Genomic DNA, 24,537 nt, shown 5'->3' on the forward strand with positions numbered 1-24,537 from the left:
CGCGCTTTAGGTGTCGGCTTAGGAAAACCTACACCACCTTGGCATCCCTGAGCTCGGTAATCTCGGCGGCATCGAAGCCGAACTCGGCGAGCACCTCGCTTGTCTGCTCGCCGAATTCCGGCGGCCGGGCCACCATCGTGCTCGGCGTACGCGACAGCGTGACGGGCTGGCCGACCAGGCGGATGTGACGGTTCTCCGCGTTCGGCACGTCTTGGACGATGCCGAGATGTCTGACCTGCGCGTCGTCGAACATCTGGTCGATCGAATAGATCGGCCCGCAGGGCACGCCAGCCTCATTGAGCTCCCTGACCCAAGTCTCGGTTGATTTCGCCACCGTACGCGTCTCGATCTCGGCGTTGAGCGCATCGCGATTCTTCGAGCGCGCGGGCGCCGTCGCGTAGTCCGGATTGCCGACGAGCTCGGGCGCGCCGATCGCCTGTGCGCAGCGCTCCCAGATCCGCCCGCCGGTTGTGGCGATGTTGATGTAGCCGTCGGAGGTCTTGAATACGCCGGTCGGAATGCTGGTCGGATGATTGTTGCCTGCCTGTTTGGCGACTTCCTTCTCCATCAGCCAGCGCGCGGCCTGGAAGTCGAGCATGAAGATCTGCGCCTGCAACAGCGAGGTCTGCACCCACTGGCCCTCGCCGGAGACGTCGCGCTCGAGCAGCGCGGTGAGAATGCCGATGGCACAGAACAGCCCGGCGGTGAGATCGGCGACGGGAATACCCACCCGCATCGGACCGCCGCCCGGCGCCCCCGTGATCGACATCAGCCCGCCCATGCCCTGCGCGATTTGATCGAAACCCGGCCGCTTGTGGTAAGGGCCATCCTGGCCGAAGCCGGAGATGCTGCCATAAACCAGGCGCGGGTTGATCGCGCGCAGGCTCTCATAGTCGATGCCGAGCTTCTTCTTTACGTCGGGGCGGAAGTTCTCGACCACGACGTCGGCCTTGGCGGCGAGGCGCTTGAACACCTCGAGCCCCCTCGGGTCCTTCAGATTGAGCGTCATCGCCCGCTTGTTGCGATGCAGATTCTGGAAGTCCGCCCCGTGCCGCGGTCCACCCGGCTGCTCACCGCCGGCATCCTCGGTGAGGGCGTCGATCTTGATGACGTTGGCGCCCCAGTCCGCGAGCTGTCGCACGCAAGTGGGACCGGACCGAACGCGGGTCAGATCGAGCACGGTAAAGCGCGACAGGGCCTGTGAGGCATGCGGGAAGGGCATAAAGCGGACTCCAAGTCTGATTGCAGTCCCACCATAGCGTCGAAAGATCGCCCAGCAAGTGTGCTTAGATACGGACTGCCTTGCGAGCGACAGCGACCAAGAGGCGTGCGATCAGGCGAGCTCGAGCGTATGTTTGAAATAAGCTATCGTCTCCTTCAAGCCGTCATCCAGCGCGACCTTCGGCTGCCAATCTAGGAGGGCCTTTGCCTTGGTCAGGTCGGGCTGGCGCTGTCGCGGGTCGTCCTGCGGCAGCGGCTTGAAGATCAGCTGTGAGCGCGAGCCCGTGAGCTTGATGACCTTCTCGGCGAGTTCGCGGATGGTGAACTCCGAATTGTTGCCGAGGTTGATCGGGCCGGTCACGGCCTCTTCGGTCATCATCAAACGGGTGATGGCTTCGACGAGATCGTCGACATAGCAGAACGCCCGGGTCTGCCCGCCATCGCCGAACACCGTGATCGGCTCGCCCCTGAGCGCTTGGACGATGAACGACGACACCACGCGCCCGTCCTTCGGTTGCATGCGCGGGCCATAGGTGTTGAAGATGCGCGCGACCTTGATCGGCAGGCCGTGCTGGCGCCAGTAGTCAAAGAACAGCGTCTCGGCGCAGCGCTTGCCTTCGTCGTAGCAAGAGCGGATCCCAATCGGGTTGACGTTGCCCCAATAGTCCTCCATCTGCGGGTGGATCAGGGGATCGCCGTAGACCTCGCTAGTCGAGGCCTGGAAGATCCGCGCCTTGAGCCGCTTGGCGAGCCCCAGCATGTTGATGGCACCGTGCACGGAGGTCTTGGTGGTCTGCACGGGGTCGCGCTGGTAGTAGATCGGCGAGGCCGGGCAGGCCAAATTGAAGATCGCGTCGACCTCGATATAGAGCGGGAAGGTGACATCGTGCCTGACCGCCTCGAACAGCGGGTTTGCGATCAGATGGGCGATGTTGCGCCGGCTGCCGGTGAAATAATTGTCCACCGAGACCACCTCGGCGCCCGTCTTGAGCAGCCGCTCGCAGAGATGCGATCCGATGAAGCCGGCGCCCCCGGTCACGAGGATGCGGCTGTTCTTGTAGTTTTCAATCGGCATGATCGGTTCCCGGTTGCTCGTCGGGGGCAGCCTAGGGTCACTTTACAGGCTCCGAAGGCGGAAGGCAGCTAGAGTGTTAGGGCCGCAGGTAGGATCGCTAACACCTTTACGCCACGGTGGTAAAATTCGGCGCAGCTCAATCTGCGCGCCGGTTTTTCGAACTGGGCGCCAGGCGTTTTCTTTGCGTCGATGGCGAAAGCTCTCGACCACAACGTTGGCCCCGGCGGCGAAATGCTTGAAGAAATTGATGCGCCGCTGTCCTTCACCCTTCGAGCTCGTGCAGACTTTGGAAGTCCGACCCATGCGGCGGCCAAACGGGCTGCTCGCGTCCGCTAACCGCGGTGATGGCCTCGATCTTGAAGACGCCGGCGCTCCGTCCGCGAGCCGGCGTACGCGGGTGGCGCCGGACCGGACGCGGCGCGTAAGGAGCGGCAGGGCCGGTATGGTCGCGGAACTATCCCGGCCTGCCTGATCCGGAATTCAGCTATTGCATTCCCGAGGCCGATGCTGGCGCTATAGATTCTGTCGTGGCCTCGGATTACTTAGATAATTGAACGCAGGGGAACGGTGAAATGGGGATCGTCCGCATGAGCGATCGGAGCCTTGAGCCCGCAGATCATCGCCTCCGGTCAGTTGGCCTACGAGTAGCGGCAAAATGGGCTCTCGTGGCCACTGCACTGCTGCTGGTTCCGGCCGGCCTCGCCCAGGCCCAATCGCTTGGTCAAGGTGTCTCCGCGTTCAAGCGTCAGGATTATGTCGCGGCCTCGCGCACTTTCATTCCGCTGGCCGAGCGCGGTCACGCGGCCGCTCAGTCCTATCTCGGCTACTTGTTCGAGACCGGCCGTGGCGTGCCGCAGAATTATGCGGAAGCGGCGATGTGGTACCGGCGGGCAGCCGAGCAGGGCGACAGCCTCGCACAATACTCCCTTGGGCTGCTCTATGACCGCGGGCTCGGCGTGCCGCGGAACATCATCGAAGCGTCCAAATGGCTCAACCTGTCGACCGCTGCCGCACCGCCACAGGCGCGCGACGCGCGCGCCCGGATCCGCGATGCCGTCACCACCAAGATGACGCGCGGGGAGATCGCCGAGGCCCGTCTGCGGGCCCTGGAATGGGCCCCGAGCCGCGAGCGCTAGCCGGGCCAGAGCGCCAGCTGATCGGCTAGCCAGTTTTGGCCGAGCCAGCCGATCCAGATCGCCGGCGCGAAGAACAGGCCGAACGGCAGGTACGCGGTCGCGCGCATCGGTTTCTTTTTCAGCGCAGCATTGGCAGCATAGGCTGCGATGGCGGATAGCGCCGCCAGTTCGATCACTACGACCACCGTGGTGACGTCGAGCCAGCCACCGGCGATGGCGGCGAGCTTGACGTCGCCGAGCCCAAGCCCGTCCCGGCCACGCCAGCGCCGGTAGAGCAGCATCAGGAGCAGGAGCGGCAGTGCCACGATAGCGGCACGAATGCCTGCCCAGAATACGGCGCTGGCCCCGGCCTCGGGCGGAAGCACTCCAGCGCGCAGCAGCGCGAGGGCGAAGCCCGCGGCCGTCAGCTCGTTGGGAATGATATAGCGTCGCGCGTCGGTCGCTGCGATCGCCAGCATCAGGATGGCAAGATACGCGCCGCAGAGACCTTCGCCGCCGGGCGCGGTGAGGAGGCTCACGATCACGGCCGCGCACAGCGTCAGGCTGATGAGGAGCCGCAGGCCGCGTGGACCGTTCGCAAGCCCTCCGGTCACGTCCTTCAGCGCGCCGTCTTTGGCGGGACGACTACGACCGGGTCGCTGGTGCCGACCAGACGGCTGTTCATCTTGGTTCGCATCTCCTCGGCGATGATGTGCGCATCGACGCCGTCCTTGATGACGGTCGGCCGGATGAACAGGATCAGCTCGGTGCGGGCACGCGCGTTGGTCTGGTGCGAAAAGGCATCGCCCATGCCGGGAATCTGATCGAGGATCGGAAGGCCCTGGCGCTGCTTGTTCTCGGTCTCGCTGATCAGGCCGGCGAGCAGCACGGTCTGGCCGCTCGTCACCGCGATCGAGCTCTTGACCCGGCGCTGCGAGATCGTCGGCGTCAGCGTCGTGCTGCCGGACGCCACGCTCGAGATTTCCTGTTCGATGTCCAGTACCACGTTGCCGTTGGCGTTGGACCGCGGCAGCACACGCAGGATGATGCCGGTGTTCTTGTAGTCGATGGTATTGACCACTGTGTTGTTCGCGGTCAGCACGGTTGCGGTGCCCGTGGAGAACGGCACCTGGTCGCCGACCTGCAAAGTCGCCGTCTGATTGTCCAGCACGACCAGCGACGGATTGGACAGCACCTTGACGTCGGTGACGTTATGCAGCGCATCGAGCACGACGCGCGGTGAGTTTTCCGAGCCAATCAGAAAATTGAAGCCGGGCAGCGCGCGCCCGAGCAGCGCGCCGGCGGCGGCGTTGACGGCGTTGGTCTGCCCTTCGATGTTACTGCCGATCGTGGCGCTGTTGCTGATGCCGGAGATGGTGTTCGAGATCGAGCCTTTCTGGCTCGCCAGGAAGAACTGCACGCCATAGTTCAGCTGATTGTTCAGAGTCACCTCGGCGATCGTCGCCTCGATCGCGATCTGGCGCTGCGGCCGGTCGATCTGCCGGATGGTCTGCTCGACGACGCGTTGGGATTCCTGGTTGGCATAGACCAGCACGGCGTTGTTGGTGACGTCGGCAGTGATCCTCACGTTTTGCAGGACGGCGCTGGCGGCCGGCTTCGAGCCGGAGCCGAGCAGCGAGCCGGAGTTGTTGTCCTGGCCTTGCGTGCTGCTGGCCGCGAGTGCCGGACGGGCGCCGAGCGAGGAGCCCGCCGGACCAGTGACGGGGGTCGCCGCCCCAGCGGCGGCCGTCGGAAGTGCACTCAGTGAGGCCACCGGATTGGTGCCAGGACCGGACGCGGACATCGAAATGCCGGAGCCCGGCGAAATCTGGCTCGACGAATTGTCGAGCGAAGAGCTGCTCGTCCCGTTCTGGCTGAAAAGCATGTCGTTCAACAGCGCGACCACGACCTTCGCGTTGCCGTAGCGAAGCGGGTAGGCCTTCATGTTCACGCCGTCGGTGTCGGAGCGATCGAGCCGCGCGATCCACACCTGCGCGCGCTTGAGATATTCCGGCTTCTGGCTGACGACGAGGATGGAGTTGAGGCGCGTGATCGGCTGGAACTTGATCATGCTCTGGCTCAGGCCGCCTTCGCCCGAATCCATGATCTTCTCCATCTCGCTGATGACCGGCTCGGGCGAGGAGTTGCGCACCGGGATGATGCCGACCGATTGGCCCCGCATCCAGTCGGCGTCGAAGGAGAGAATGGTGTCGATCGCCGCCGCGCGATCCGTGCCGCTGCCGGTGACGATCAGCGTGTTGCGCGTATTGTCGGGACGCATGGTCGACGCCTTCACGCCGAACGCGTCGAGCAGCTTGAAGATGTTCTGCGCCGAGACATAGCGCAGCGGCACGATGCTGATGCCCTGACCAGCCTCGGCCGAAACCGAGCGATCGATGCCGCCGGGGCCTGCTTCCGGCGCGGGGATGAGGCGAAAGCTCGCACCGCGATCATGCACCAGCGCAACGCCGGACATGCGAAGCGCATTCTCCAGCACATAGAGCGCATCGGCCTTTGGAACCGGGCGCACCGAGGCTAGGGTGATGGTGCCCTGCACGCGCGGATCGATCGTGTAGCCGACGTTGAGGACGTCACCGAGGATGACCTTGGCGACGGTTGCGACCGGTGCGTTCTCGAAATTCAGATCGTAGCCGCTGCCGCCGCGATCGTCGCGCTCGGCAAGCGCTCCGCCTTCCGGCGTCGAGCCGTCGCTGAGATAGATCGCAGGCCTGGAGGATTTCGTCTGCGCAACACCGCTCGCTCCCGTGTCGGCGGGTTGACGAGGCTCGAGATCGAGCGAACGGATCTTGTCGGTGAGATCCTGCGCGCGCGGGTCCCTGGGGTTGCCCTCGATCGATTGATCGGCAGTGACGATACACGCCGTCAGCAGGAACGCAGATGACAAAAGGATGACAGTTCCAGGCAACGCTGAGCAGAGGCGCGAAAGCGGTTGGACCACTTTAAACAAAGGACGCCTACCAACAGCAGGAGTGACTGGAAACGCATCCGATCTTCATGATCAGCACGCGCAACAATTTGCGCCACGAATATGTTTTTGCTACGTAGCAAGTCAAGGGCAAACGCCTTCCGTCACGTGCGCGAGCCGTGCTTTCACCTAACAAGGCAAGCTGTGACTGCGATGCGAGATCTATCCGCAGATAGCTTCCGGCAGCATCTTCTCGAAAAACATTCATTGCCGCCACGGGCGCGCGCTCGAGTCGAGACGTCGACCAATCCGGCGTTGACGCGTCCGCTGCGTGAATTGTGGGAGGCGACCGATCTCTCTGCAGCGGAATTCGCCGACGAGGTCTCTGACTATTTTGGTCTGACCCGGCTAAGCCTTCCGCAGCTTCTGACGACGACACCGTGCCTGGACGGTTTTTCGCGCCGCTTCCTGCGCGAGACCACAATCTTTCCGTTCCGTTCACCCAATGACGGCTATCGACTGGCGATCGCCGATCCGTCGGATGCTGCAGCCATTCGTGCTGCCGAAATCGTGTTTGGCGCACCGGTCGATATCGTAGTGGCTTCATATGAAGATATTACGACAGTTCTCGACCAGCGTGCGGACGCGGACGACGCGAGTGCGGATGACACCATCAAGGGCGTGGCGCAGCAATCCGACGACGACATCGAGAGCCTGCGCGATCTCGCCAGCGGCGCGCCTGTGGTACGCGCGCTCAACGATCTCCTGGAGCGCGCCGTGGAATTGCGCGCGAGCGACATTCACATCGAGCCGTTCCGCGCCGGGCTCGTGCTTCGCCTGCGCGTCGACGGTCTCTTGCGCGCGCTGCCCTCCTCGCAGGGTATTCCACCACAGGCGCTGATCTCGCGCGTGAAGATTCTGGCCGGCCTCAACATCGCCGAGCGACGGCTGCCGCAGGACGGTGCCGCGCGCGTGCGCGTCGGCCGCTCCGAGATCGACGTCCGCGTCGCGACCATGCCGACGCAACATGGCGAGAGCGCCGTCATTCGTCTGTTGCCGCGTGATCGCGGTCTGCTCGAGATGAGCAAGCTCGGTCTTGCCGCGCGTGATGAATCGGTGATGACGCGACTGCTGGCCCTGCCGCACGGCATGATCGTGGTGACTGGGCCGACCGGCAGCGGCAAGACGACGACTCTTGCCACCATGCTGTCGATCCTCAACGAGCCGACGCGCAAGATCCTCACCATCGAGGATCCCGTCGAATACGAGATTGCCGGCATCAACCAGTCGCAGGTCAAGCCGTCGGTCGGGCTGACGTTTGCCTCCGCCATGCGTGCCTTCGTCCGTCAGGACCCCGATGTGATCATGGTCGGCGAAATCCGTGACGCCGAGACCGCGCATATCGCGATTCATGCGGCGCTCACCGGCCACCTCGTGCTGACGACGCTGCACACCGAGACGGCGGCTGCTGCCGTGCCGCGCCTGATCGATCTCGGCATCGAAGGATTCTTGCTGAAGTCGACGCTGCGCGCGGTGGTGGCGCAACGGCTCGTGCGCGTGTTGTGCGACCGCTGCAAGGTGCCGCACGCGCTGACCGAGGCGGATCTTGCCAGGGATCCGCGCTTTGCCGTGATCGGCTTCAGGGCGGACGAGGTCGTGCACGAGGCCGGCGGTTGCGAACGCTGCGGCGGCACCGGCTATCGCGGCCGCAATGGCGTGTTCGAGATCCTGGAAATGTCTGACGACGTGCGCCGCCTGATCGGGCCACAGACCGATTCCCACTCCATCGACGCCGTCGCGATGCAGGGCGGCATGACAACGATGCTGGAGGATGCGGTCGCAAAATGCCGCGCCGGGCTCACGACCGTGCCCGAGGTCTTCCGCGTCACGACGGTCCGCTGATCCGATGCCGAACTATCGCTACCGCGCGCTCAATGCCAATGGCGAGCTGGTCTCCGGCGCCATCGCCGCGCCAGCACCCGGCGACGTCGCGCAGCGGATCGAGCGGCTCGGCCTCGTGCTGGTCGACAACGTCACGCTGGAGGACGGCAGTTCGGCCCGCAGCGCCTTCAGCGTCCTCAACAAGCCCAAGGCCGCGGACATCACGATCTTCACCGCTGACCTTGGGCTGCTGCTTCGCGCGGGCGCCCGCATCAACGACGGCCTGGAGCTGCTCGCAGCCGATCGCGATCTCGGACGGCTGCGGCCCGTGGTCGCCGACATCCGTTCACGCGTGCTCGCCGGGGAGAGCTTCGCCGAGGCGCTGCTCCGGCACGGCACCTTGTTCCCGCCGATCTATGTCGCGCTCGTTCGGGTGGGCGAGGCATCGGGTTCGCTCGACCAGGTGCTCGAGGTGCTGGCCAACGAGCGGACTCGAACCGAGGCCCTGAAGCGCAAGCTCAGTGATGCCATGCGCTATCCGGTCTTCGTGCTGGGCGCGGCCGCCTGCGTCCTCTTGTTCTTCCTCACCTTCGTGCTGCCGCAGTTCGCGAGCGTGTTGCAGGATTTCGGCGCCAAGGTCGACCCGATGCTCCTGGTCTTCCTGAACATGTCGACCTTCATGCATAGCAACTCCGATGCCGTCCTGGCGGGACTCGCGGCGACGATCGCGGTCCTGTGGCTGGTGTTGCGGCAGGAGCGCATTCGCAGAGGGATCGCGAACACGATCACGCGGCTGCCGGCGATCCGCGGTATCGTGAGCTCGTATCGCACCGCGCTGTTCTGCCGGAACCTCGGCGTGCTGCTCGGCAGTGGCGTCAATCTGACGACGACACTGCGTATCCTCATCGACATGATGGCGACCGCGGGCCCCTCGACCGTATGGAGCGAGGCCGCGGACCGCGTCCGTCACGGCGCGAAACTGTCCGATGCACTCGCCGAGACCGACGCGCTGCCGGCAATGGCGGTGCGCATGCTCAGGCTCGGCGACGAGACCGGGCAGTTGCCGATGTTGTCCGGCCGCGTCGCCGATTTCTACGAGGCCAAGCTGCAGCGCACGCTCGATCGCGCCGTCGGCATCGCGGGCCCTGCCGCAATCATCGTGATTTCGGTGGTGGTCGGCGGTCTGATCGTGTCTGTCATGACAGCGTTGATGTCGGTCAGTCAAATTGTCGGTTAGAGCATGATCCGGACCCGAAGGGCGGCGTTAGCGCGAAGTGCGAAGCGGTTTTCCGAAAGATCATGCGCAAACAACAACTTGAAGTGCGATGATCTCATCGCGCTTCAAGTCGGATACGGAGGGGTTGAAGTGACCAGAAATTCTGTCGCGCTCGCAAAGCGCGGGCGGCGCGCGCGCCGAGGGGAGGCTGGCTTCACGCTGGTCGAGATCCTCGTCGTCATCACCATCATCGGGCTGATCATGGCGCTGGTCGGTCCGCGGGTGCTGAACTATCTCGGCGAGTCCAAGGCGAAGGCGGCCAAGATCCAGATCGAGAGCTTCTCCAGTGCGCTCGACCTCTATTACCTCGACCTCGGTCGTTATCCCTCGACCAACGAGGGTCTTGCCGCGCTGGCGCGCAGCAACAATGTGCCAGGCTGGAACGGGCCGTATTTGCGTGGCGGCGTCGTGCCGAACGACCCCTGGGGACACGGCTATGTCTACCGCGCGCCAGGCGAGCGCGCGCCCTATGACATCATCTCGCTCGGATCGGACGGTCAGGAAGGCGGCAGTGGAACGGCAGCCGACATTGCCAGCGGCGCGCGCTGAGACCGCGCTCGATGCGCGTGGCTTCGCGCTGATCGAGATCCTGTGCGTGCTCGCCATCATTGGCCTGCTCGCGGCGATCATCCTGCCGGCGATCCCGCGCACGACGACGCGGGCCAAGCTGGAGAGTTATGCGGTCGCGACCGCGGCCCTATTGAAGGCCGATCGCGGCACGGCGCTGCGTCGTCAGGTCAGGGTGGCGACGCAGGTTGATGCCGAGGCTCGCGCGATCCGTTCCGGCGTCACCGGGCGGGTTCTCCGCCTGCCGAACGACGTGACGGTACAGGCCATGCTGGCTGCACGCTGCGCCGACCGTGCCGGTGGGCGAACGATCGATTTCTTCCCGTCGGGTATGTCGTGCGGCGGCGTGATCGCGCTGGCACGGCCCGGCATGGGCTACGAGGTGCGCGTGAACTGGCTGACTGGAGGCGTCGAGATTGTCGCGCAGAAGCTGCTATAAAGCGTTTTCCAGCGAAGTGGACACCGGTTCGCGTGAAGAAAACGCGTCAAAACAGGAATCTGGAACCCCGTTCCGATTCAACCGGAACGGAAACGGCTCTAGAGGCGAAGCCGGCTTCACTTTGATCGAGGCGCTGGTTGCACTTGCGATCATCGCGGCCGTGCTCGGTACGATCGGGACAGTCATCGCCACGACGGTGCAGGGGACCCGCTCGATCGATCAGCGCCTGGCGCTGGCCGGAACGGCGGAGACGCTGCTGGCGCAATTGCCGCCGCGTGCGCTGATCAAGCCGGGACGGCAGAGCGGGGAGCTCGCCGGCAGCCGCTGGCGCATGGACGTGGCGCCGATGAACGTGCCGGGCGGCGATCCCGCGACCGACCGTTTCGTGCCGCTATCGGTCACTCTCAGGCTGCAGCGTGCCGACGGCAGCACGTTCCAGGTCGCCACCGTGAAGCTGGTGCCGAGGGCCGCACAATGAAGGCGCTGCGCCGCGCATTGGCCGAGGAGGCGGGGTTCACGCTGCTCGAAGTGTTGTTGGCGACGTTGTTGATGACCGTCATCCTCGCTGCGCTTGCGACGGTCACCGCGCAGTGGCTGCCGAACTGGAATCGCGGCATCGCGCGGGTGCAACGGGCCGAGCGCGTTGCCACCGGGCTTGATCGTATCGTCGCGGATCTGTCGGTCGCCGAGCTGCTCCCGATGAATGCCGACAGCAGGACCCCGCTGTTCGAGGGTTCCGAGCTGGCGGTGACCTTCGTACGCACGGCGCTTGGTCCCAACGTGCGCCCGGGGCTCGAGATCGTGCGGCTGATCGAGAAGGCCGATGCGCAGGGGCTCGCGCTGGTGCGTGAGCGCGCGCCGTTCGCGCCGATGCCGTCCGACGGCCAGATCCGTTTCGTCGATCAGGTGGTGTTGCTGCGCGCGCCGTTCCGCGTGAGCTTCTCCTATTCCGGGCCGGATCAAGTCTGGCAGCCGACCTGGCGCGACCAGCCGCAGCTGCCCGAGCGCATTCGCGCTACAGTGCGTGACAGTTCGACCGGCCAGGTGTTGGCGGTTTCAGGCGCGGTGATGCCGCACATCACTACACCGGCCGAATGCGCGCGCGCCAAGAATCCCGCGACATGCGCCACCGCGCTTGCAAGGCCGGAGCCCGCGCAGAAACAGGAGCAGCTGTGACACTCACGGCGACCACGCGCAGCCGCCTGAGCGCGGCTGGGGAAGCCGGCGGCTTCATCGTCGTCGCGGTGCTCTGGATGCTGGCGGCGCTGGCGGCGCTCGTCCTGATCTACCTGACCTACGTGACCAACACCGCCGTCACGGTGGCTGGCAACACCGATCATGTCCAGGCCGATGCCCTGGTGAGCGCGGGCGTCGAGCTCGCCGCCTATCAGTTGACGGCAAAAGCCGAGGCGCACCCGACCAGCGGAACGTTCAATGCCCGCATCGGTGCGGGACGGGTGTCCGTCACGTTCCGTTCCGAAGCCGCGCGCATCGACCTCAATGCCGCGCCGAAAGGGCTGCTCGCAGGATTAATGATCGGGCTTGGGATCAGTGAGACGGACGCAGCGAGCTACGCCGACCGGATCCTCGCTTGGCGGGCATCGACCGAAGCGGGCAACGACGATCCGGAGAATTCCTACTACCGCACGCTAGGCTCGGCCTACCTGCCGCGGCATGCGCCATTTCCGCATGTCGAAGAGCTCTGGCTGGTGCGCGGTATCCCGTCCGCGGTGGTCGAACGCATGCTGCCCTTCGTCACCGTCTTCAGCAACATGCGGACCGTGAATCTTCTCGATGCCGCGCCCCAGGTGCTGGCGGCGCTGCCGGGCATGACGCCAGAGGCGTTGCAGCGGCTCTTGAGGGACCGGGCTGATCCCAATGTCGATCCGCGCGCCCTGCTTGGTGTTGCCGGCTCCGATAGCGCCACGCTGGATGGCTCCAAAGCCTACCGGCTGACCGTCGCAGTCGAGTCGGCGGCGCGCCGGCGCAGCTCGGCCGAAATCGTCATTCTGCTTCTCGAGGGTACCGACGAACCCTATCGTGTATTGTCGTGGCACAACGACCTGGACGGCTCCGCCGGAAAGCCTCTGTGAGATGAATCTGTTGCAATCGACACGCGCGATCCTCGACGCCTGGACCGGCACGGTCGCTGCGACCATCGTCGCCGGCTTCGAGCGCATGGTGTCGCCGCGCCTCGTCCGGCTGGTCGAGAGCGAGACCGGAGAGTTTGCGCTCGAGGCTGCCAACAAGCCGGACAATGTTCCGGCCGGGATCGCCTTTCGCGATGGCGAGTTCGCCGCGGCCAATCTGGCGCCGGTGCTTCGCGGAAGCCGCATCGAAATCGTGTTGCGGCCAACACGTTTCCTGTTCCGCCCGCTCGAATTGCCGGCCCGCGCTGCCGATTTCCTTGACGGCATCGTGCGGGCGCAAATCGACCGACTGACGCCGTGGAGCGCTGGCGATGCCATATTCGGCTGCGGCGCGCCGTCGGCAAGCGGCAGCGAGGCCATCACCACCGTGATCGCCGCAGCGCCGCGCAAGCTTGCGATGGGCTATGTCGACGCGGTGTCCGACTTCCATCCCTCTGCAATCGCGATCTGGACCGATTTGGCCGAGCCGGCGCAGGGCCGGATCAAGGTGTTCGAGCAGAAATCCCGCGGCGCCATCGACCGGGCTCGCCTGAGCCGAATGCTCCAGGTCACGCTCGGCGTCGCCGCCGTCGCGGCGGTCCTCGCCTCTGTTCTTGCAAGCTATCTGGCCGACAGCCTCAGCGCGCAGGAGAGCGAGCTCGAGCGCCAGATCACCCAGCGCCGCGCCGCGCTGCGCAGGGGCACCGACGGCGGCGAACGTTCGCCGCTGGCGCTTCTCGAGCGGCGCAAATACGAGAGTGCGGCGAGCGTGATCGTGCTGGAGTCGCTCAGCCGCGTGCTGCCGGACCACACTTATGTCACTGAGTTGCATCTCGCGGGCAACAAGCTGCAGATCGCCGGCGTCACGCATGACGCGCCGTCGCTGATTCCGCTGATCGAGCAATCCCAGCATTTCACCCGCGCGACGTTCTACGCCCCGACCACGCGCGCGCCTTCGGACCCCGGAGAGCGCTTCCATATCGAGGCACAGGTCGAGCCCAGGAACGTGCCATGAGCGCCCAAAGCACCGTCACGCGCGCCCTGACCACCTCGCCGTTGATCGCGGTGACGCTCTACGCCGCTATGACCGGCGGTCTTTTGCTCATCACGGTGCTCTCGGTCGCCGACGTCTTTGCCCATCGCCAGGCACTGGTGCAGACCTCCGATCTGCTCGACCAGTTGCACGGCCGCAAGACCGGCGCCGGTGGAAAGGCCGCATCGTCGGCCGACCATCCGGGCACGCCTTTCCTGGAAGGGCCGACCGTGACGGTCGCGGGCGCCAATTTGCTGCAGCGCGTCGCGTCGGCGGTGACCAATGTCGGCGGCACGGTCCAGTCGTCGCAGGTCGACGTCTCCGGCGCGCAGGCCAAGGATGGTCTCGTCGGCCTCGTCGTCAGTTGCGAACTGGAGCAGACCAGCTTGCAGAAGCTGCTCTACGATCTCGAAGCCGGCATGCCGTTCCTGTTCGTCGACCAGCTCGATGTTCAGGTGCCGCAGACGACGACCCTGAACGACGCCGGCACCGGCCGCGTCAGGGTGATCCTCGGCGTTTCCGGCCAGTGGCAGGCCGGGAAGTAGCCGGCACAAAGCAGCCGATTCCGGTCTTGTAGATTCGAGACGCTTGATGGCGAAGCTTGACGGAACTAGTTTGCACTACGGCTGCTCTCGCGCCGGTCGCAGGGAATGATCATGGCCAAATTGCTGAGATTAATCGGATGGGCCGTCGTGTGGACTGTTCCCGCAATTGGTGTCGGAGGCACTATGGCCGCCACATCCTCGCTGATCGACGTCCTGCCCGAGGCTGGCGCCCCTAGCTCAAACGATACGATCGATGTCGACACGGTGCAGCCGATTGCGAAGCCGGCGCAGCCTGCGGGTAAGCCGGTCCCGCCCGGTAATCCGCTCTGGGCAGTCCCGCTGTCGGCGCTGACCGCGACTGAGGAACGCCCGATCTTCTCGGCCAGGCGCCGGCCGCCGCTGCGCTCGGTGGCGGCATCGCCGGTGGAAGTGACCGCCCCACCGGCACCCCCGAAGGCGGCAGAGGCCCCGCCGCCGCTTGTCCTGGTCGGCGCCGTGGTCGGCGAGGGTGACGCCATCGCCATCCTCATGGACCGCACCGACCAGAGAGTGATCCGGATGCGCCAGGGCGAATCGCGCGCGGGCTGGGCATTGAGCTCCGTTCAACCGCGGGAGGTGACGTTCAAGCAGGGTAGCCGCAGCGAGGTGATCGGGCTCCAGCGACCGGAGGGGCCTTCGTTACCGCGATCTCCATCTGTCCAGCGCTAAATATGCACTCCGTCGCGATGAATGCGACGCTTGTTTAGAGGAGGCCGATTAGCTGCTTCTGTGAAGATGGCGCATCGCTCAAAATATCCTTGGTCTTCTTCAGCGCGCTGATCTCGTCCGCGTCGAAGCCGAACTCTTCAAGTACCTCGTCGCACTGCTCGCCGAATTCGGCGGCCGTGCCATCATCGTGCTCCGCTGCGGGACAGTGTGACGGGCTGGACGACCAGGCGGATGTGGCGGTCCTCCGGGTTCGGCACGTCCTGTGCGACGCCGAGATGCCTGACTTGCACCGTCGAACATCTGGTCGATCGAATAGATCGGCCCGCAGGGCACAGGAGGCACCTACCCAGTCCGCGAGCGTCGATACGTCGAGATCGATGCCTTCACGCTGGTAGACGTCGCTCTGACGATGAAGCGGCAGGTGCAGGCCATATTTGGCGAACAGGACATGGGCCAGCAGCTTGGGCCCTGCACGCCCGCGCGCAATCGGATGCGAGGGAGCCGGCGGCTGGGTGATCGCTTCGCAGGCTCGGCAGACGAGCTTCTCGCGTACGTGCTGGACCACCGTATCCATTCGGCGTAGGCCACAGGATCACCGCTTCAGCAGTCCGGGGTTTTCCTTGTAGAATCTGATCAGCTCGATCAGGTTTTCGATTCCGAAGTCGGTGAACGCCTGTACGCCGTGTTCTCCGACGCCATAGACCCAGATCGCACCGTCCTCGATCTCCATCTCGTTGGCGATGTCCCACAGCCAATCTTCATCTTCGCCGAGGTCTTTGGCGACCTTGGTAATCGTGGTGACGTGATGGACTTTGTTGACGTGCGTGGTCATGCGGCTTGAGCGGAGAACGTTGATGCCGGGGTCCAATTCCATGGCAGAAGCTCGTCGAGCCGATGAGCTGGGTGGGCGGCGATGCGGGCAAGGACATCGGCCAGCCAGGCTTGCGGATCGACGCCGTTCATTTTGGCCGTGACGATCAGGCTGTACATGGCCGCGGCGCGCTGCCCCCCGCGATCAGATCCGCAGAACAGCCAGGATTTTCGTCCAAGAGCGATGCCTCGTAAGCCCCGTTCGGCGGCATTGTTGGAGAGACATGCGCGTCCATCGTCCAGGAACAGCGTGAAGCTCGCCCAACGCTTCAGGATGTAGTTGAACGCCTTGGCCAGGTCGTGACCGCGAGACAGTTTGGCGAGGTGCTCGCGCATGTAGGCCTGAAGGTCCCCGACCAGAGGCCGGCTCAGCGTCTGTCGCACCTGCAGGCGCTCCTCGGCGCTCTTGCCGTTGATGGAGCGTTCGATCTCGAACAGCGCATCGATCCGCCGCACGACCTCGACCGCGATCGGAGAGAGCGGGATTTCCTTTTTTCCGGCGCCCTTGCGCCGGGCATTCTCTTCAATGTCGGCCATGGCAAAGAACGGGCGCCGTCCATGCGACCAGCAGGCGGCCTCCCGGATTGGCCCTGGCTGGCGTCCCGCCAGATAGAGCTGGTTGTACCCGTCATAGGCGTCGGCCTGCAGGATGCCGGCATATCGGGCCAGATGCAGTTGGGGATGTTCGCCCTTGCGGTCGCGTGAGTAGTAGAACATCGCCGCCGGTGGATCCGCGCCCCCAAACGGCCGGTCGTCCCGAACGTAGATCCAGCACCGTCCCGTGTCGGTCTTGCCCTTGGCCAGCACCGGCACGGTCGTGTCATCGGCATGCAGGCGCTCGGCCGCCATGACATGGGCTTCCACCAGGCGCAGCAGGGGATCCAGCGAGGCACAGACCGCCCCAACGGCATCCGCCATGGTCGACAGCGCGATCGACACGCCTTCCAGCGCGTAGCGTTCGGCCTGGCGGTTGAGCGGCTGATGCTGGCCGAACTTCTCGAACATGATCATGGCCAGGAGGCTCGGGCCGGCCCATCCCCGGGCGATGGCATGGAACGGCGCCGGCGCCTGGCTGATCTTCTCGCAATCGCGGCAGGAGAACTTCTCCCGGATCGTCTCGATCACCTTCCACTGGCGCGGCACCACTTCCAGCGTCCGCGTCACGTCCTCGCCGAGCTTGCGCAGGCGATTGCTGCCGCAGCATTCACAAGCCGTAGGTCCATCGATCACCACCCGCTCCCGTGGCAGGTGCTCGGGGAAGGTCTGGCGCTCGGCGCGCTTGCGCGTAAATCCCCGCACGGTCGTCGTCTTGGCCACGGCCCGTTCCGCCGCCAGTTCGTCCTCGGTGGCGTCGGCTTCCAGCTCTTCGAACGTCAGCGCCAACTGCTCGATCAGCCGCGCCGAACGCTCTGACCGTTGGCCGTAGATCTGATGCTTCAGCTTGGCGATCTGCAGCTTCTGCTGGGCAATCAGCGCCTCGTCTTCCGACGCTTTCGCGCGGGCGACCGCGAGCTCGGCGGCGATCTCCAAACCCTGGGCGCGCTCGACCGCCAGCGCCTTCTTCAGGGCGGCAACGTCATCCGGAACAGCGTCGCGGTCAGCATCCATGCGACGCAGTGAATCACAGATTGGACGTGATGAGACTCCCCACAATGGTGGCAACCGCAGATTTCTTCTCAGCCCGCGCTTTGCGGTCGCCAACTCAGTTGCGGATTCCGCCAGTCGATGCCCTCGAGCATATAGGCCATCTGCGCCGCCGAGATCGATACCGCGCCGGCCGACGCCGCGGGCCAGATGAACTTCCCACGGTCGAGGCGCTTGGCGTAGAGCGACATGCCCAGCCCATCGTGCCAAAGAATCTTGACCAGGTCACCGCGACGACCCCGGAAGATGTAGAGATCGCCGGCATGGGGATCGCGCTTCAAGCTCTCCTGGACCGTAAGCGCCAAGCTTTGCATGCCGCGACGCATGTCGGTGTGGCCAGTGGCGATCCAAACCCTGACGCCGCTCGGGATCGGAATCATCGTCGTCGCAGCAGCTCAAGAACCCGCTGCAGCGCCTCGCCATCGACGTCCCGGTCAACGCGAATACGACAGCCGCCGCCAAGCTCGATCTCGATGATTCCAGCCCTTGCACGCTGCGCAGGCGGTGAAGACACCGGTTGTGGCGCGTCGCTCGAGATTGAAGCCGCCATGGGCGTGATCTCGACAGGAACGAGAGCTGGCACGGGATCTCCGCCCAGTCGACCCTGGCGCGCTTGTCGACGCCACGTGAACAGCAGGCTATGAGCCACTCCGTGCCGGCGCGCGACGCCGCAGACCGTCTCGCCAGCCTGCAACGTCTCTTCGACAAGGCGAACCTTCTCGTCGTAACTCCATCGCCGCCGACGCTCGGCGCCCAACACATTGACCTGCATTCGCCACGTGACCTTAAAGCTAGACTTAAGGTCAAATCCTCGGGCCGCCTCTCAAACTACACAAGGCGGCCGCCCCCGGAGGGATACGGACCACCTTCCACTGGCGTGGAACGAGCTCCAGCGCCTCGGTCACGTCCTCGCCAATCTTGCGCAATCGGCCGTCGCCGCAGCATGGGCAGGTGGCAGGCACCGGATAGACAATGCGCTCCCGCGGCAAATGCTCCGGCAGCGGCCGCCGGGCTGGCTTGCGGCGCTCGAACGATGGCACCGCAATCTTCTCGGCTGCTATCTGCGCTGTGGTCTCAGCTTGCGCCGCGTTCTCCTCCAGATCGGCGAGCTGTAGCTCGAGCTGGTCCAGCAATGCGCCTCGCTCGGAGGACTGTCCGAACTGCTCGTGCCGCAGCTTCTTGATCGTGAGCTTGAGCTTCTCGATCAGCAATGCCCCCGCCTGGGCCTCGGCTTCCGCGGCCAACCGGGCCGCTCGCTCGGCGCGCAGCATCGCCTGCAGCGTGGTCATATCGTCGGGAAGAGAATCATGAGCGCCCATCGCCGACCAGAGAATCACAAGACGCGATCTCTGTCTGAACCGCTGATCCGGCCACCGATTCAAATCCCGGCGATCAGCCCGCCGCCTGAGGTCGCCAGGTATGTTGCGGCAGCCGCCAGTCGATGCCCTCCAGCAGGTAGCCAAGCTGGGCTGGGGTGATCGAGCATCTGGAGGCACGCCCTCTTCGGGCTCGGTGCGGCTTGTCTGCTGAGGCGAACGCCCGGCTTGTTGCAGGTCGGACCAAAGGCGCGCTACCTAATAGGGCGCCCCAGTTCAGTCTGCCGGATGGGCTGACTCGCACTCTTGTCCCGCTCGAGGTTGGCGCACGAATACACGATATGGGATATTCGCAATCATGCCTGAACAAAGCAGGGTAAGGTTGTGGATGGCGTAATCGTCGAGAGCATCCCAGTACTGACTTATGTTCCTTTCGAACGGAAATTGACCTCGTTTGAGCGATTTGTCTGACAGTACGACAATGTCGCTTGATTGAACTGCGGCCAATGCGTCTTCACGCTGAACGGCAAATATTCCGCCGAGACTCTGAGAAACAGGTCGAGCTGCACGCCCATAAATTTGTCGAAAATAGAAAGTTGCAGTCGCATCGTTCAGATAAGGATTGGTACGATCAAATGCGACTCTTGGGCTATCTAAACCTTCGATGGATGTCGCAATAGCCTTGTTCAATCGCTCAATTTCGGCCTGATCGGCGGGGGGCAGGCCGAACCTAGTCGCAGAAGCGTTCACAAGGAACGCAACGGCTCCACTTGCCATGACAAAATAGGTGATGCCGCGGAGCAGTCGTGGCGCCAGGTTAGGGACTGCAAATGAACGCCACCCAGTTGTTACCAGCAGCAATAGGGGAACTAATACGATTCCCACCACGACGGGCGATTTCGAGACGTCGCCCGTGAGTACGACCATGGGGACGATAAAGGAGACTGAGAAAACGACCGCGTCGAAAGGGCGGTCGATCTTGAGGATGGGCGATCGCCACCTGTCGATGAGCGCGGTGACGATAAGCGCGGAGATGACGACGACGCCAATGATCCCGATCTGATAACCCATCAGAGCCTTCGGATAGAACAGCAGAGATCCGCTTAGGCTCGAAACTCCGAACTCCGTTGCCCTGATCGCGGGCTCGTCACCTTTGATATGGCCAGCGACATAATACGTACCGATTTGTTGGGAGGCGGCCATAAGTGCCGGAATACTTATTGCAGCGACGATGGCTCCGGAAATTGAAATGTTCTTTATGCGTGGTCCAGGCGGTCCGCGCCACGACAGAAAAATAACGTAGCAACAAAGTATGAGAAAAATCGGCCCAATATACGCTGCAGTTATGAATCGCATCAAAACCAGCGCGCCGCCCAGAAAGCCGGCGGCCACGCAGTATCTCCGAAACTCGAAACCTTCGGTCCATGTTAGTGCGCAGACGAATATCCCAAACAGGCACATCGCAGCAAAATCGATCCTATAATCGGCGATGCCTCCTGCAGTCTTGAACACGCATATGCAACCCACGAATATGCTGATCGCGATCCACGCGGACGCAGTGTCGCCGCGAGGTCCTCGAATGGTGGCAAACATGACCCACTGAGCCAACAGAAAATAAATCAGGTTTGGTGTCAGCAATGCGGCCCGGCTTGTTCCGAAAGCCAACGCCGCAAACGCCCCATGCAATGGAAAGGTTATTCCGGTCGGTAGCGGCGAAACGAATACTTGCTTGAAAGCAGTGAGACCTCGCTGAGACAGGTCGTCGAGGAAATTGAATGTTGCCGAAAGATACGTAAGCTGATCATACGCTTGCGGGTAGTATGGCGCTACCCGAAGTTGAACATGGGTGTAAAAAACTGCGGCTTCGAGCGCGAAGGCGACGGCCAGCCATGGGGCAGGCCGCTCTATTGGCCCATTGCTTGAGCTCAAACGATCTATTTCCAGTTGACTTAATCTCCTGTCCAGGCATTGCGAAGCCTGAGATCCGCGACAATGGTGCCTAGACTGCTGACAAAATCAGAGCGCCGATCTGCGGATGAATCGACAATGGCAACCCAGTCATGCTCGGCAGATCTTTCGATCCTCAGTCGAAATTCGGCCGGCCACCAGTCCGCCTGGCGTTGATTGATAAGAGCAATCAATTCTGCTGCTGTTCTCTTCCGCCTGTTGATGATTTTCATGGTAGTTGTCATCTGTTTTCGCCGATGGAACGCCAATAGGATCGCTGACCGGAAGCTAGGATAGCAATGGGGCCTCCGGGGGGCAACGCAGCGGCGGATTTTCCTTCGGCTAGAGCGAGATTCTGGCACATGAACCATTGCAAAATCTGGCGTCCGCTCTTCTGCATCAAGCTACCGGGGCGAAGGCAGGTATCAAATCGGTCCGTGGAACAGCCGGTTGCTTGATTTTTGGGATTGCACGCTCCATCACTCACGCGTTGCATCGCGCAAGTTTGTCCTGAGATGCTGTTCGCAGCGCCAGTTAGATTAGGGTCGAGGCCCGGGCCTCGCCTGAGCTATACCTCCCCAATTCTGCTGTGGATACAATCGCTCTTAGGAAACGACTGATCCACATGATAATGTTATAGGGACAAGCTTGGGACGGTTTAATGACGAGCGTAGTCTTAGGTGCAACCGGAATCGTTGGCAGTTACATCGTCGATCGACTTGTGCGCGCCGGTGAGAGGCCGATTGCGCTATCACGTTCGGGGCGCAAGAGCACGAGCGATGTCGAATGGTTCCAAGGAGACTTAGCTGCGCCGGAGGGGCTGAAACTTCCGCCATTCCAGACCCTCTATTGCACGGCGCATGTGGGCCTTCTTGCCAAAGCGCTGCCATTCCTTTCAAGCGCGTCGCTAAAGCGCGTTGTTGCCTTCACATCGACAAGCATCGTCACGAAAATAGACTCTGAGATCCTCGCCGAGCGCGAGAGCGTCCGGTTATGGGCTGAGGGCGAGCAACAATTAATCTTAGCGTGTGAGGGGCTTGATGTCGATTGGACAGTGTTGCGTCCAACCATCATCTATGACGAGGGTCGGGATGCCAACATCACACGGCTTTCGCGGCTTATCGACAGACTTGGCTTCATACCGCTGGCGGGTCGCGGGTCGGGTTTGCGTCAGCCGGTGCATGCTGAGGATCTTGCGATTGGCGCGATTGCGGCGGCCAGCAGTGCTAACGCGGCCAACAAGATCTATGCGATTCCAGGACGAGATACGATCACCTATCATGAGATGGTCGGCCGTATTTTCGATGGACTGCACCGACCGCGGCGCATCGTCGCCGTGCCTTGGCCATTGTGGAGGGCTGCGTTTGTGCTGGCCGGGCCATTCATCTCCGATACAAACACCGCCATGGGCAGTCGTATGGCGAAGGACATGACTTTTGATCCTACTCCTGCGATACAGGATTTCGGCTGGACCCCGAGGGAGTTTCAACCGAAGTTCAAGTGACCTTGGTCCGTATGCGGACCGGAGCCCGTTGGAACGTACGACAAACCTACGGTGCGCTCGATATTATGAACTTGAGGATGGGAATGATCAAATCGCCGGAGATCGGATCTTGGACAGTGAACAGTTCATCGACCATCATCAGGGACAGCTGGATCGATTTGCGGGCCGACGACTGTGCGACGCCTGGTGGCGTTAGCGTCTCGCCCTATTACGTTCTGCGCTATCCGGACTGGGCCCATTCCATATGTTTCGACCGCGATGACCGAATTTGCGTGGTTTGGCAGTATCGGCATGGAGCCGCCCGAGTGATGATGGAGCTACCGGGAGGTGTTGTCGCAGCCGGGGAGGCTCCGCTCGAGGCTGCGAAGCGGGAGTTGCTCGAGGAAACCGGTATTCGCGGCGGCCAATGGCGCGCCTGCGGGAATTTCAGCCCCAACCCGGCAACTCACACCAACCGCTTTCATGTATTTGCGTGTAGGGTACAGTCTATTGAAACTCCGCGGCCGGATGCATCGGAGGAAATTCGAACTGAGTTCATTACACTCGATCAACTGAGGGTGGCAATCGACACCGGAGACTTTGGTCAATTGCTTCATATCGGCGCGCTGTGCAGGGCGTTGAACCGTATTTGAGCGAAGGCACTCATGGGAGATGAGAGTATCTGCTCAAGCGGTTACTTCACGCGCGTTGTGGTAATCATCGAGAACGCTCTCAATGTCTCCGTGCAATCTTACTTCACCGCGTTCCATCCAGACCGCTTTGTTGCACCATTTTCGGCAAATTTCGCTGCTGTGGGATGCAAGGACCAGGATACCTGCCTGTTTAACGAACGTCTCGATCCGTAGCTGCGCCTTCGCCAAAAAGGTCGCATCGCCCGCGACAATCCACTCGTCCATCAGAACAATCTCGGGGGCGAAACAGGTGGCAACTGCGAACGTCAGCCTAGACATCATTCCCGACGAATAGGTGCGGACCGGAATATCGAGATAGTCACCGAGTTCGGTAAATTCGACGATATCCTTCATCCGGTCTTCGATTTCGCTTGCCGACAGGCCGAGGATCAATCCGCGCAACCGTATATTATCATAGCCGCTGATGTCACCATCGATCCCGAGGCTGATGTCGAACATGGGTGAGATTCTACCGAGACTTTTTACCACCCCGGTCACCGGCTCATAAATGCCGGCCATCGTTCGTAACAACGTCGTCTTGCCTGCACCGTTGCTGCCGATTAGGGCGACGCGATCGCCGGTACGAAATTTTAGCGATACGTTTCGTAGAGCTTGAACAACAATACGGTGACTGGCGTCGCTCGCGAGCTGTCCACCGGAGCCACGAAACAGCAAGCTTTTCTTCAGCGAACGTGAGCCCCCATGGTAGATTGGAAAGGATACGCTGACGTTGTCGAGCGATAGCTCGCTCTTGTGATTGATTGAGCGGGTTGCCATCGATCTTAGACCCAGTAGGAAATGCGCGATCGAAACCGCACAAAGAATGCGCCGAAGACGACGACGTTGACCAGCGTAATCAGTAGAACGGCAATATAGTTCTTGGCCGAGGGTAAGCTCCCGAGCAATGGCGCGCGCACAATTTCCAGTAAATGGTAAAACGGGTTGAAGTCGGCAATGAAAGTCCGGCTCCGGAGCAACTCTGGCTTCCACATGATCGGTGTCGCGAAGAACACGATCTGAACTACCGAGTTGATCAACTGGGGTACGTCCCGAAACCGCGCGGACACCATGCCGATAAAAAGCGTGGCGACTGCCCCGTTTAGTAGGACAAGCAAGAGACCTGGAATGGCCAGCAGCGCTACGGTGCCTGGCCAAACGTGAAGAAAAAGCACGATGCCAAAATAGATTACAAGATTGTGAGTAAAGATAATCAATTTGCTCCAGCTCGATCGAAAAACATAGACAGAGTAGGGCAATCTGATTTGTTTGATGTAGGATTCTGCGCCCGTGAAAAGGGCGCCGCCCTCGGTGAGAAAGCTGGACATGAGATTCCACACCAGCAAGCCAACACACAAATAGGGCAAGAAATCGTGGATCGTCGTGTTGAACAATTCCGCGTAAAGCACGCCGAGCGATATGACCATGATGGCCATGCTCGCGGTTAGCCAAAATGGCCCCAACATCGAACGACGATAGCGCTGCAGAATATCGTTCCAGCCAAGCCGCAGCCAGAGTGGCCAAAGAGCCAGTCCGTTTCTTAAGTCTGAAATTGCCGGCGCGAGCGGGAAGCCGGTGCCGCCCTGCGTTACAAGGTAACGCAAGCGTTCTTGGGGGTCTTCTCGAACCGTTGTCATATATCGAATAATCCGACAGGTGGTGTCCTCGCGAGC

26 protein-coding genes and 2 pseudogenes are annotated in these 24,537 nt (G+C 62.5%); 13 read left to right on the top strand and 15 right to left on the bottom strand.

Features of this window, described 5'->3' with window-relative positions:
- Window positions 1–28 precede the first annotated feature (28 nt).
- Together SO139_RS08085 and SO139_RS08090 are read right to left on the bottom strand one after the other, a co-directional pair.
- Window positions 29–1,222 (bottom strand): CaiB/BaiF CoA transferase family protein, encoded by a 1,194-nt coding sequence (locus SO139_RS08085; RefSeq protein WP_498539898.1) that lies wholly within the window; start codon window positions 1,220–1,222, stop codon window positions 29–31.
- Between the two features lie 111 nt (window positions 1,223–1,333).
- A complete protein-coding gene (locus tag SO139_RS08090) occupies window positions 1,334–2,296 on the bottom strand; it encodes a UDP-glucuronic acid decarboxylase family protein (protein ID WP_498539899.1) in 963 nt (320 codons plus the stop codon).
- 665 nt (window positions 2,297–2,961) lie between these two features.
- Between SO139_RS08090 and SO139_RS08095 the strand changes: the two genes are divergently transcribed.
- Window positions 2,962–3,432 (top strand): tetratricopeptide repeat protein, encoded by a 471-nt coding sequence (locus SO139_RS08095; RefSeq protein ID WP_498539900.1) that lies wholly within the window; start codon window positions 2,962–2,964, stop codon window positions 3,430–3,432.
- Here the strand turns inward: SO139_RS08095 and SO139_RS08100 are convergent.
- Together SO139_RS08100 and gspD are read right to left on the bottom strand one after the other, a co-directional pair.
- Window positions 3,429–4,025, bottom strand: coding sequence for a prepilin peptidase (locus tag SO139_RS08100; RefSeq protein ID WP_498539901.1), 597 nt, complete (start codon window positions 4,023–4,025; stop codon window positions 3,429–3,431). The genes SO139_RS08095 and SO139_RS08100 overlap by 4 nt on opposite strands.
- Before the next feature lie 5 nt (window positions 4,026–4,030).
- A complete protein-coding gene (gspD, locus tag SO139_RS08105; protein ID WP_498539902.1) occupies window positions 4,031–6,316 on the bottom strand; it encodes a type II secretion system secretin GspD in 2,286 nt (761 codons plus the stop codon).
- Between the two features lie 234 nt (window positions 6,317–6,550).
- Here gspD and SO139_RS08110 point away from each other — a divergent pair, with 234 nt between their 5' ends.
- The 10 genes from SO139_RS08110 (at window position 6,551) to SO139_RS08155 (ending at window position 14,915) form a co-directional block, all read left to right on the top strand.
- Window positions 6,551–8,239 (top strand): GspE/PulE family protein, encoded by a 1,689-nt coding sequence (locus tag SO139_RS08110; protein ID WP_498539903.1) that lies wholly within the window; start codon window positions 6,551–6,553, stop codon window positions 8,237–8,239.
- 4 nt (window positions 8,240–8,243) lie between these two features.
- Window positions 8,244–9,455: a type II secretion system F family protein gene (locus tag SO139_RS08115; RefSeq protein ID WP_498539904.1), complete on the top strand. Its 1,212-nt coding sequence runs from the start codon at window positions 8,244–8,246 to the stop codon at window positions 9,453–9,455.
- A gap of 129 nt (window positions 9,456–9,584) precedes the next feature.
- Window positions 9,585–10,043, top strand: a complete 459-nt coding sequence (gspG, locus tag SO139_RS08120; protein WP_449379017.1) for a type II secretion system major pseudopilin GspG — start codon at window positions 9,585–9,587, stop codon at window positions 10,041–10,043.
- Complete coding sequence (locus tag SO139_RS08125) at window positions 10,006–10,500, top strand: prepilin-type N-terminal cleavage/methylation domain-containing protein (RefSeq protein WP_498539905.1); 495 nt, start codon at window positions 10,006–10,008, stop codon at window positions 10,498–10,500. The genes gspG and SO139_RS08125 overlap by 38 nt, the downstream gene beginning before the upstream one ends.
- A gap of 16 nt (window positions 10,501–10,516) precedes the next feature.
- On the top strand, window positions 10,517–10,978 hold the full coding sequence (locus tag SO139_RS08130) for a prepilin-type N-terminal cleavage/methylation domain-containing protein (RefSeq protein WP_498539943.1): 462 nt from the start codon (window positions 10,517–10,519) through the stop codon (window positions 10,976–10,978).
- The gene (locus SO139_RS08135; protein ID WP_498539906.1) at window positions 10,975–11,676 is read left to right on the top strand and encodes a hypothetical protein; all 702 of its coding nucleotides are present in this window, start codon (window positions 10,975–10,977) and stop codon (window positions 11,674–11,676) included. The genes SO139_RS08130 and SO139_RS08135 overlap by 4 nt, the downstream gene beginning before the upstream one ends.
- Complete coding sequence (locus tag SO139_RS08140; RefSeq protein ID WP_498539907.1) at window positions 11,673–12,593, top strand: type II secretion system minor pseudopilin; 921 nt, start codon at window positions 11,673–11,675, stop codon at window positions 12,591–12,593. Before SO139_RS08135 ends, SO139_RS08140 begins: the two co-directional genes overlap by 4 nt.
- Window position 12,594: 1 nt before the next feature.
- The gene (locus SO139_RS08145) at window positions 12,595–13,644 is read left to right on the top strand and encodes a PilN domain-containing protein (RefSeq protein WP_498539908.1); all 1,050 of its coding nucleotides are present in this window, start codon (window positions 12,595–12,597) and stop codon (window positions 13,642–13,644) included.
- On the top strand, window positions 13,641–14,207 hold the full coding sequence (gene gspM / locus SO139_RS08150; RefSeq protein WP_498539909.1) for a type II secretion system protein GspM: 567 nt from the start codon (window positions 13,641–13,643) through the stop codon (window positions 14,205–14,207). Before SO139_RS08145 ends, gspM begins: the two co-directional genes overlap by 4 nt.
- A 183-nt stretch (window positions 14,208–14,390) precedes the next feature.
- A complete protein-coding gene (locus tag SO139_RS08155; RefSeq protein WP_498539910.1) occupies window positions 14,391–14,915 on the top strand; it encodes a hypothetical protein in 525 nt (174 codons plus the stop codon).
- A 34-nt stretch (window positions 14,916–14,949) separates the two neighbouring features.
- Here SO139_RS08155 and SO139_RS08160 read toward each other — a convergent pair.
- From SO139_RS08160 to SO139_RS08200, 9 genes and pseudogenes are all read right to left on the bottom strand, one after another.
- Window positions 14,950–15,248: pseudogene (locus SO139_RS08160) on the bottom strand (CoA transferase); the annotation flags it as partial.
- A pseudogene (locus SO139_RS08165) lies at window positions 15,220–15,480 on the bottom strand (IS66 family transposase); the annotation flags it as partial. The pseudogenes SO139_RS08165 and SO139_RS08160, both read right to left, overlap by 29 nt.
- A gap of 27 nt (window positions 15,481–15,507) precedes the next feature.
- Entirely contained in the window at window positions 15,508–15,747 is a 240-nt protein-coding gene (locus SO139_RS08170) for a hypothetical protein (RefSeq protein WP_474797404.1), read from the bottom strand.
- Window positions 15,744–17,393, bottom strand: a complete 1,650-nt coding sequence (tnpC, locus tag SO139_RS08175; protein WP_498539911.1) for an IS66 family transposase — start codon at window positions 17,391–17,393, stop codon at window positions 15,744–15,746. The genes SO139_RS08170 and tnpC overlap by 4 nt, the downstream gene beginning before the upstream one ends.
- Window positions 17,394–17,461: 68 nt before the next feature.
- Window positions 17,462–17,809 (bottom strand): IS66 family insertion sequence element accessory protein TnpB, encoded by a 348-nt coding sequence (gene tnpB, locus SO139_RS08180; RefSeq protein WP_063676405.1) that lies wholly within the window; start codon window positions 17,807–17,809, stop codon window positions 17,462–17,464.
- Entirely contained in the window at window positions 17,806–18,186 is a 381-nt protein-coding gene (gene tnpA / locus SO139_RS08185) for an IS66-like element accessory protein TnpA (RefSeq protein ID WP_498539912.1), read from the bottom strand. Before tnpA ends, tnpB begins: the two co-directional genes overlap by 4 nt.
- Window positions 18,187–18,232: 46 nt before the next feature.
- Window positions 18,233–18,718 carry an IS66 family transposase gene (locus SO139_RS08190; protein WP_498539913.1) on the bottom strand — a complete coding sequence of 162 codons (486 nt, stop codon included), beginning with the start codon at window positions 18,716–18,718 and terminating at the stop codon, window positions 18,233–18,235.
- Window positions 18,719–19,021: 303 nt separating this feature from the next.
- A complete protein-coding gene (locus SO139_RS08195) occupies window positions 19,022–20,674 on the bottom strand; it encodes a hypothetical protein (RefSeq protein WP_498539914.1) in 1,653 nt (550 codons plus the stop codon).
- A 20-nt stretch (window positions 20,675–20,694) separates the two neighbouring features.
- The gene (locus tag SO139_RS08200) at window positions 20,695–20,925 is read right to left on the bottom strand and encodes a hypothetical protein (protein WP_498539915.1); all 231 of its coding nucleotides are present in this window, start codon (window positions 20,923–20,925) and stop codon (window positions 20,695–20,697) included.
- 428 nt (window positions 20,926–21,353) lie between these two features.
- Between SO139_RS08200 and SO139_RS08205 the strand changes: the two genes are divergently transcribed.
- Complete coding sequence (locus tag SO139_RS08205) at window positions 21,354–22,196, top strand: NAD-dependent epimerase/dehydratase family protein (RefSeq protein WP_498539916.1); 843 nt, start codon at window positions 21,354–21,356, stop codon at window positions 22,194–22,196.
- 83 nt (window positions 22,197–22,279) lie between these two features.
- A complete protein-coding gene (locus SO139_RS08210; protein WP_498539917.1) occupies window positions 22,280–22,828 on the top strand; it encodes an NUDIX hydrolase in 549 nt (182 codons plus the stop codon).
- A gap of 33 nt (window positions 22,829–22,861) precedes the next feature.
- Here SO139_RS08210 and SO139_RS08215 read toward each other — a convergent pair whose 3' ends face one another.
- Window positions 22,862–23,644 carry an ABC transporter ATP-binding protein gene (locus SO139_RS08215; RefSeq protein ID WP_498539918.1) on the bottom strand — a complete coding sequence of 261 codons (783 nt, stop codon included), beginning with the start codon at window positions 23,642–23,644 and terminating at the stop codon, window positions 22,862–22,864.
- Window positions 23,645–23,649: 5 nt separating this feature from the next.
- Window positions 23,650–24,501 carry an ABC transporter permease gene (locus SO139_RS08220; protein WP_498539919.1) on the bottom strand — a complete coding sequence of 284 codons (852 nt, stop codon included), beginning with the start codon at window positions 24,499–24,501 and terminating at the stop codon, window positions 23,650–23,652.
- Window positions 24,502–24,537 lie beyond the last annotated feature (36 nt).

The organism is Bradyrhizobium sp. UFLA05-89, from assembly GCF_059803475.1.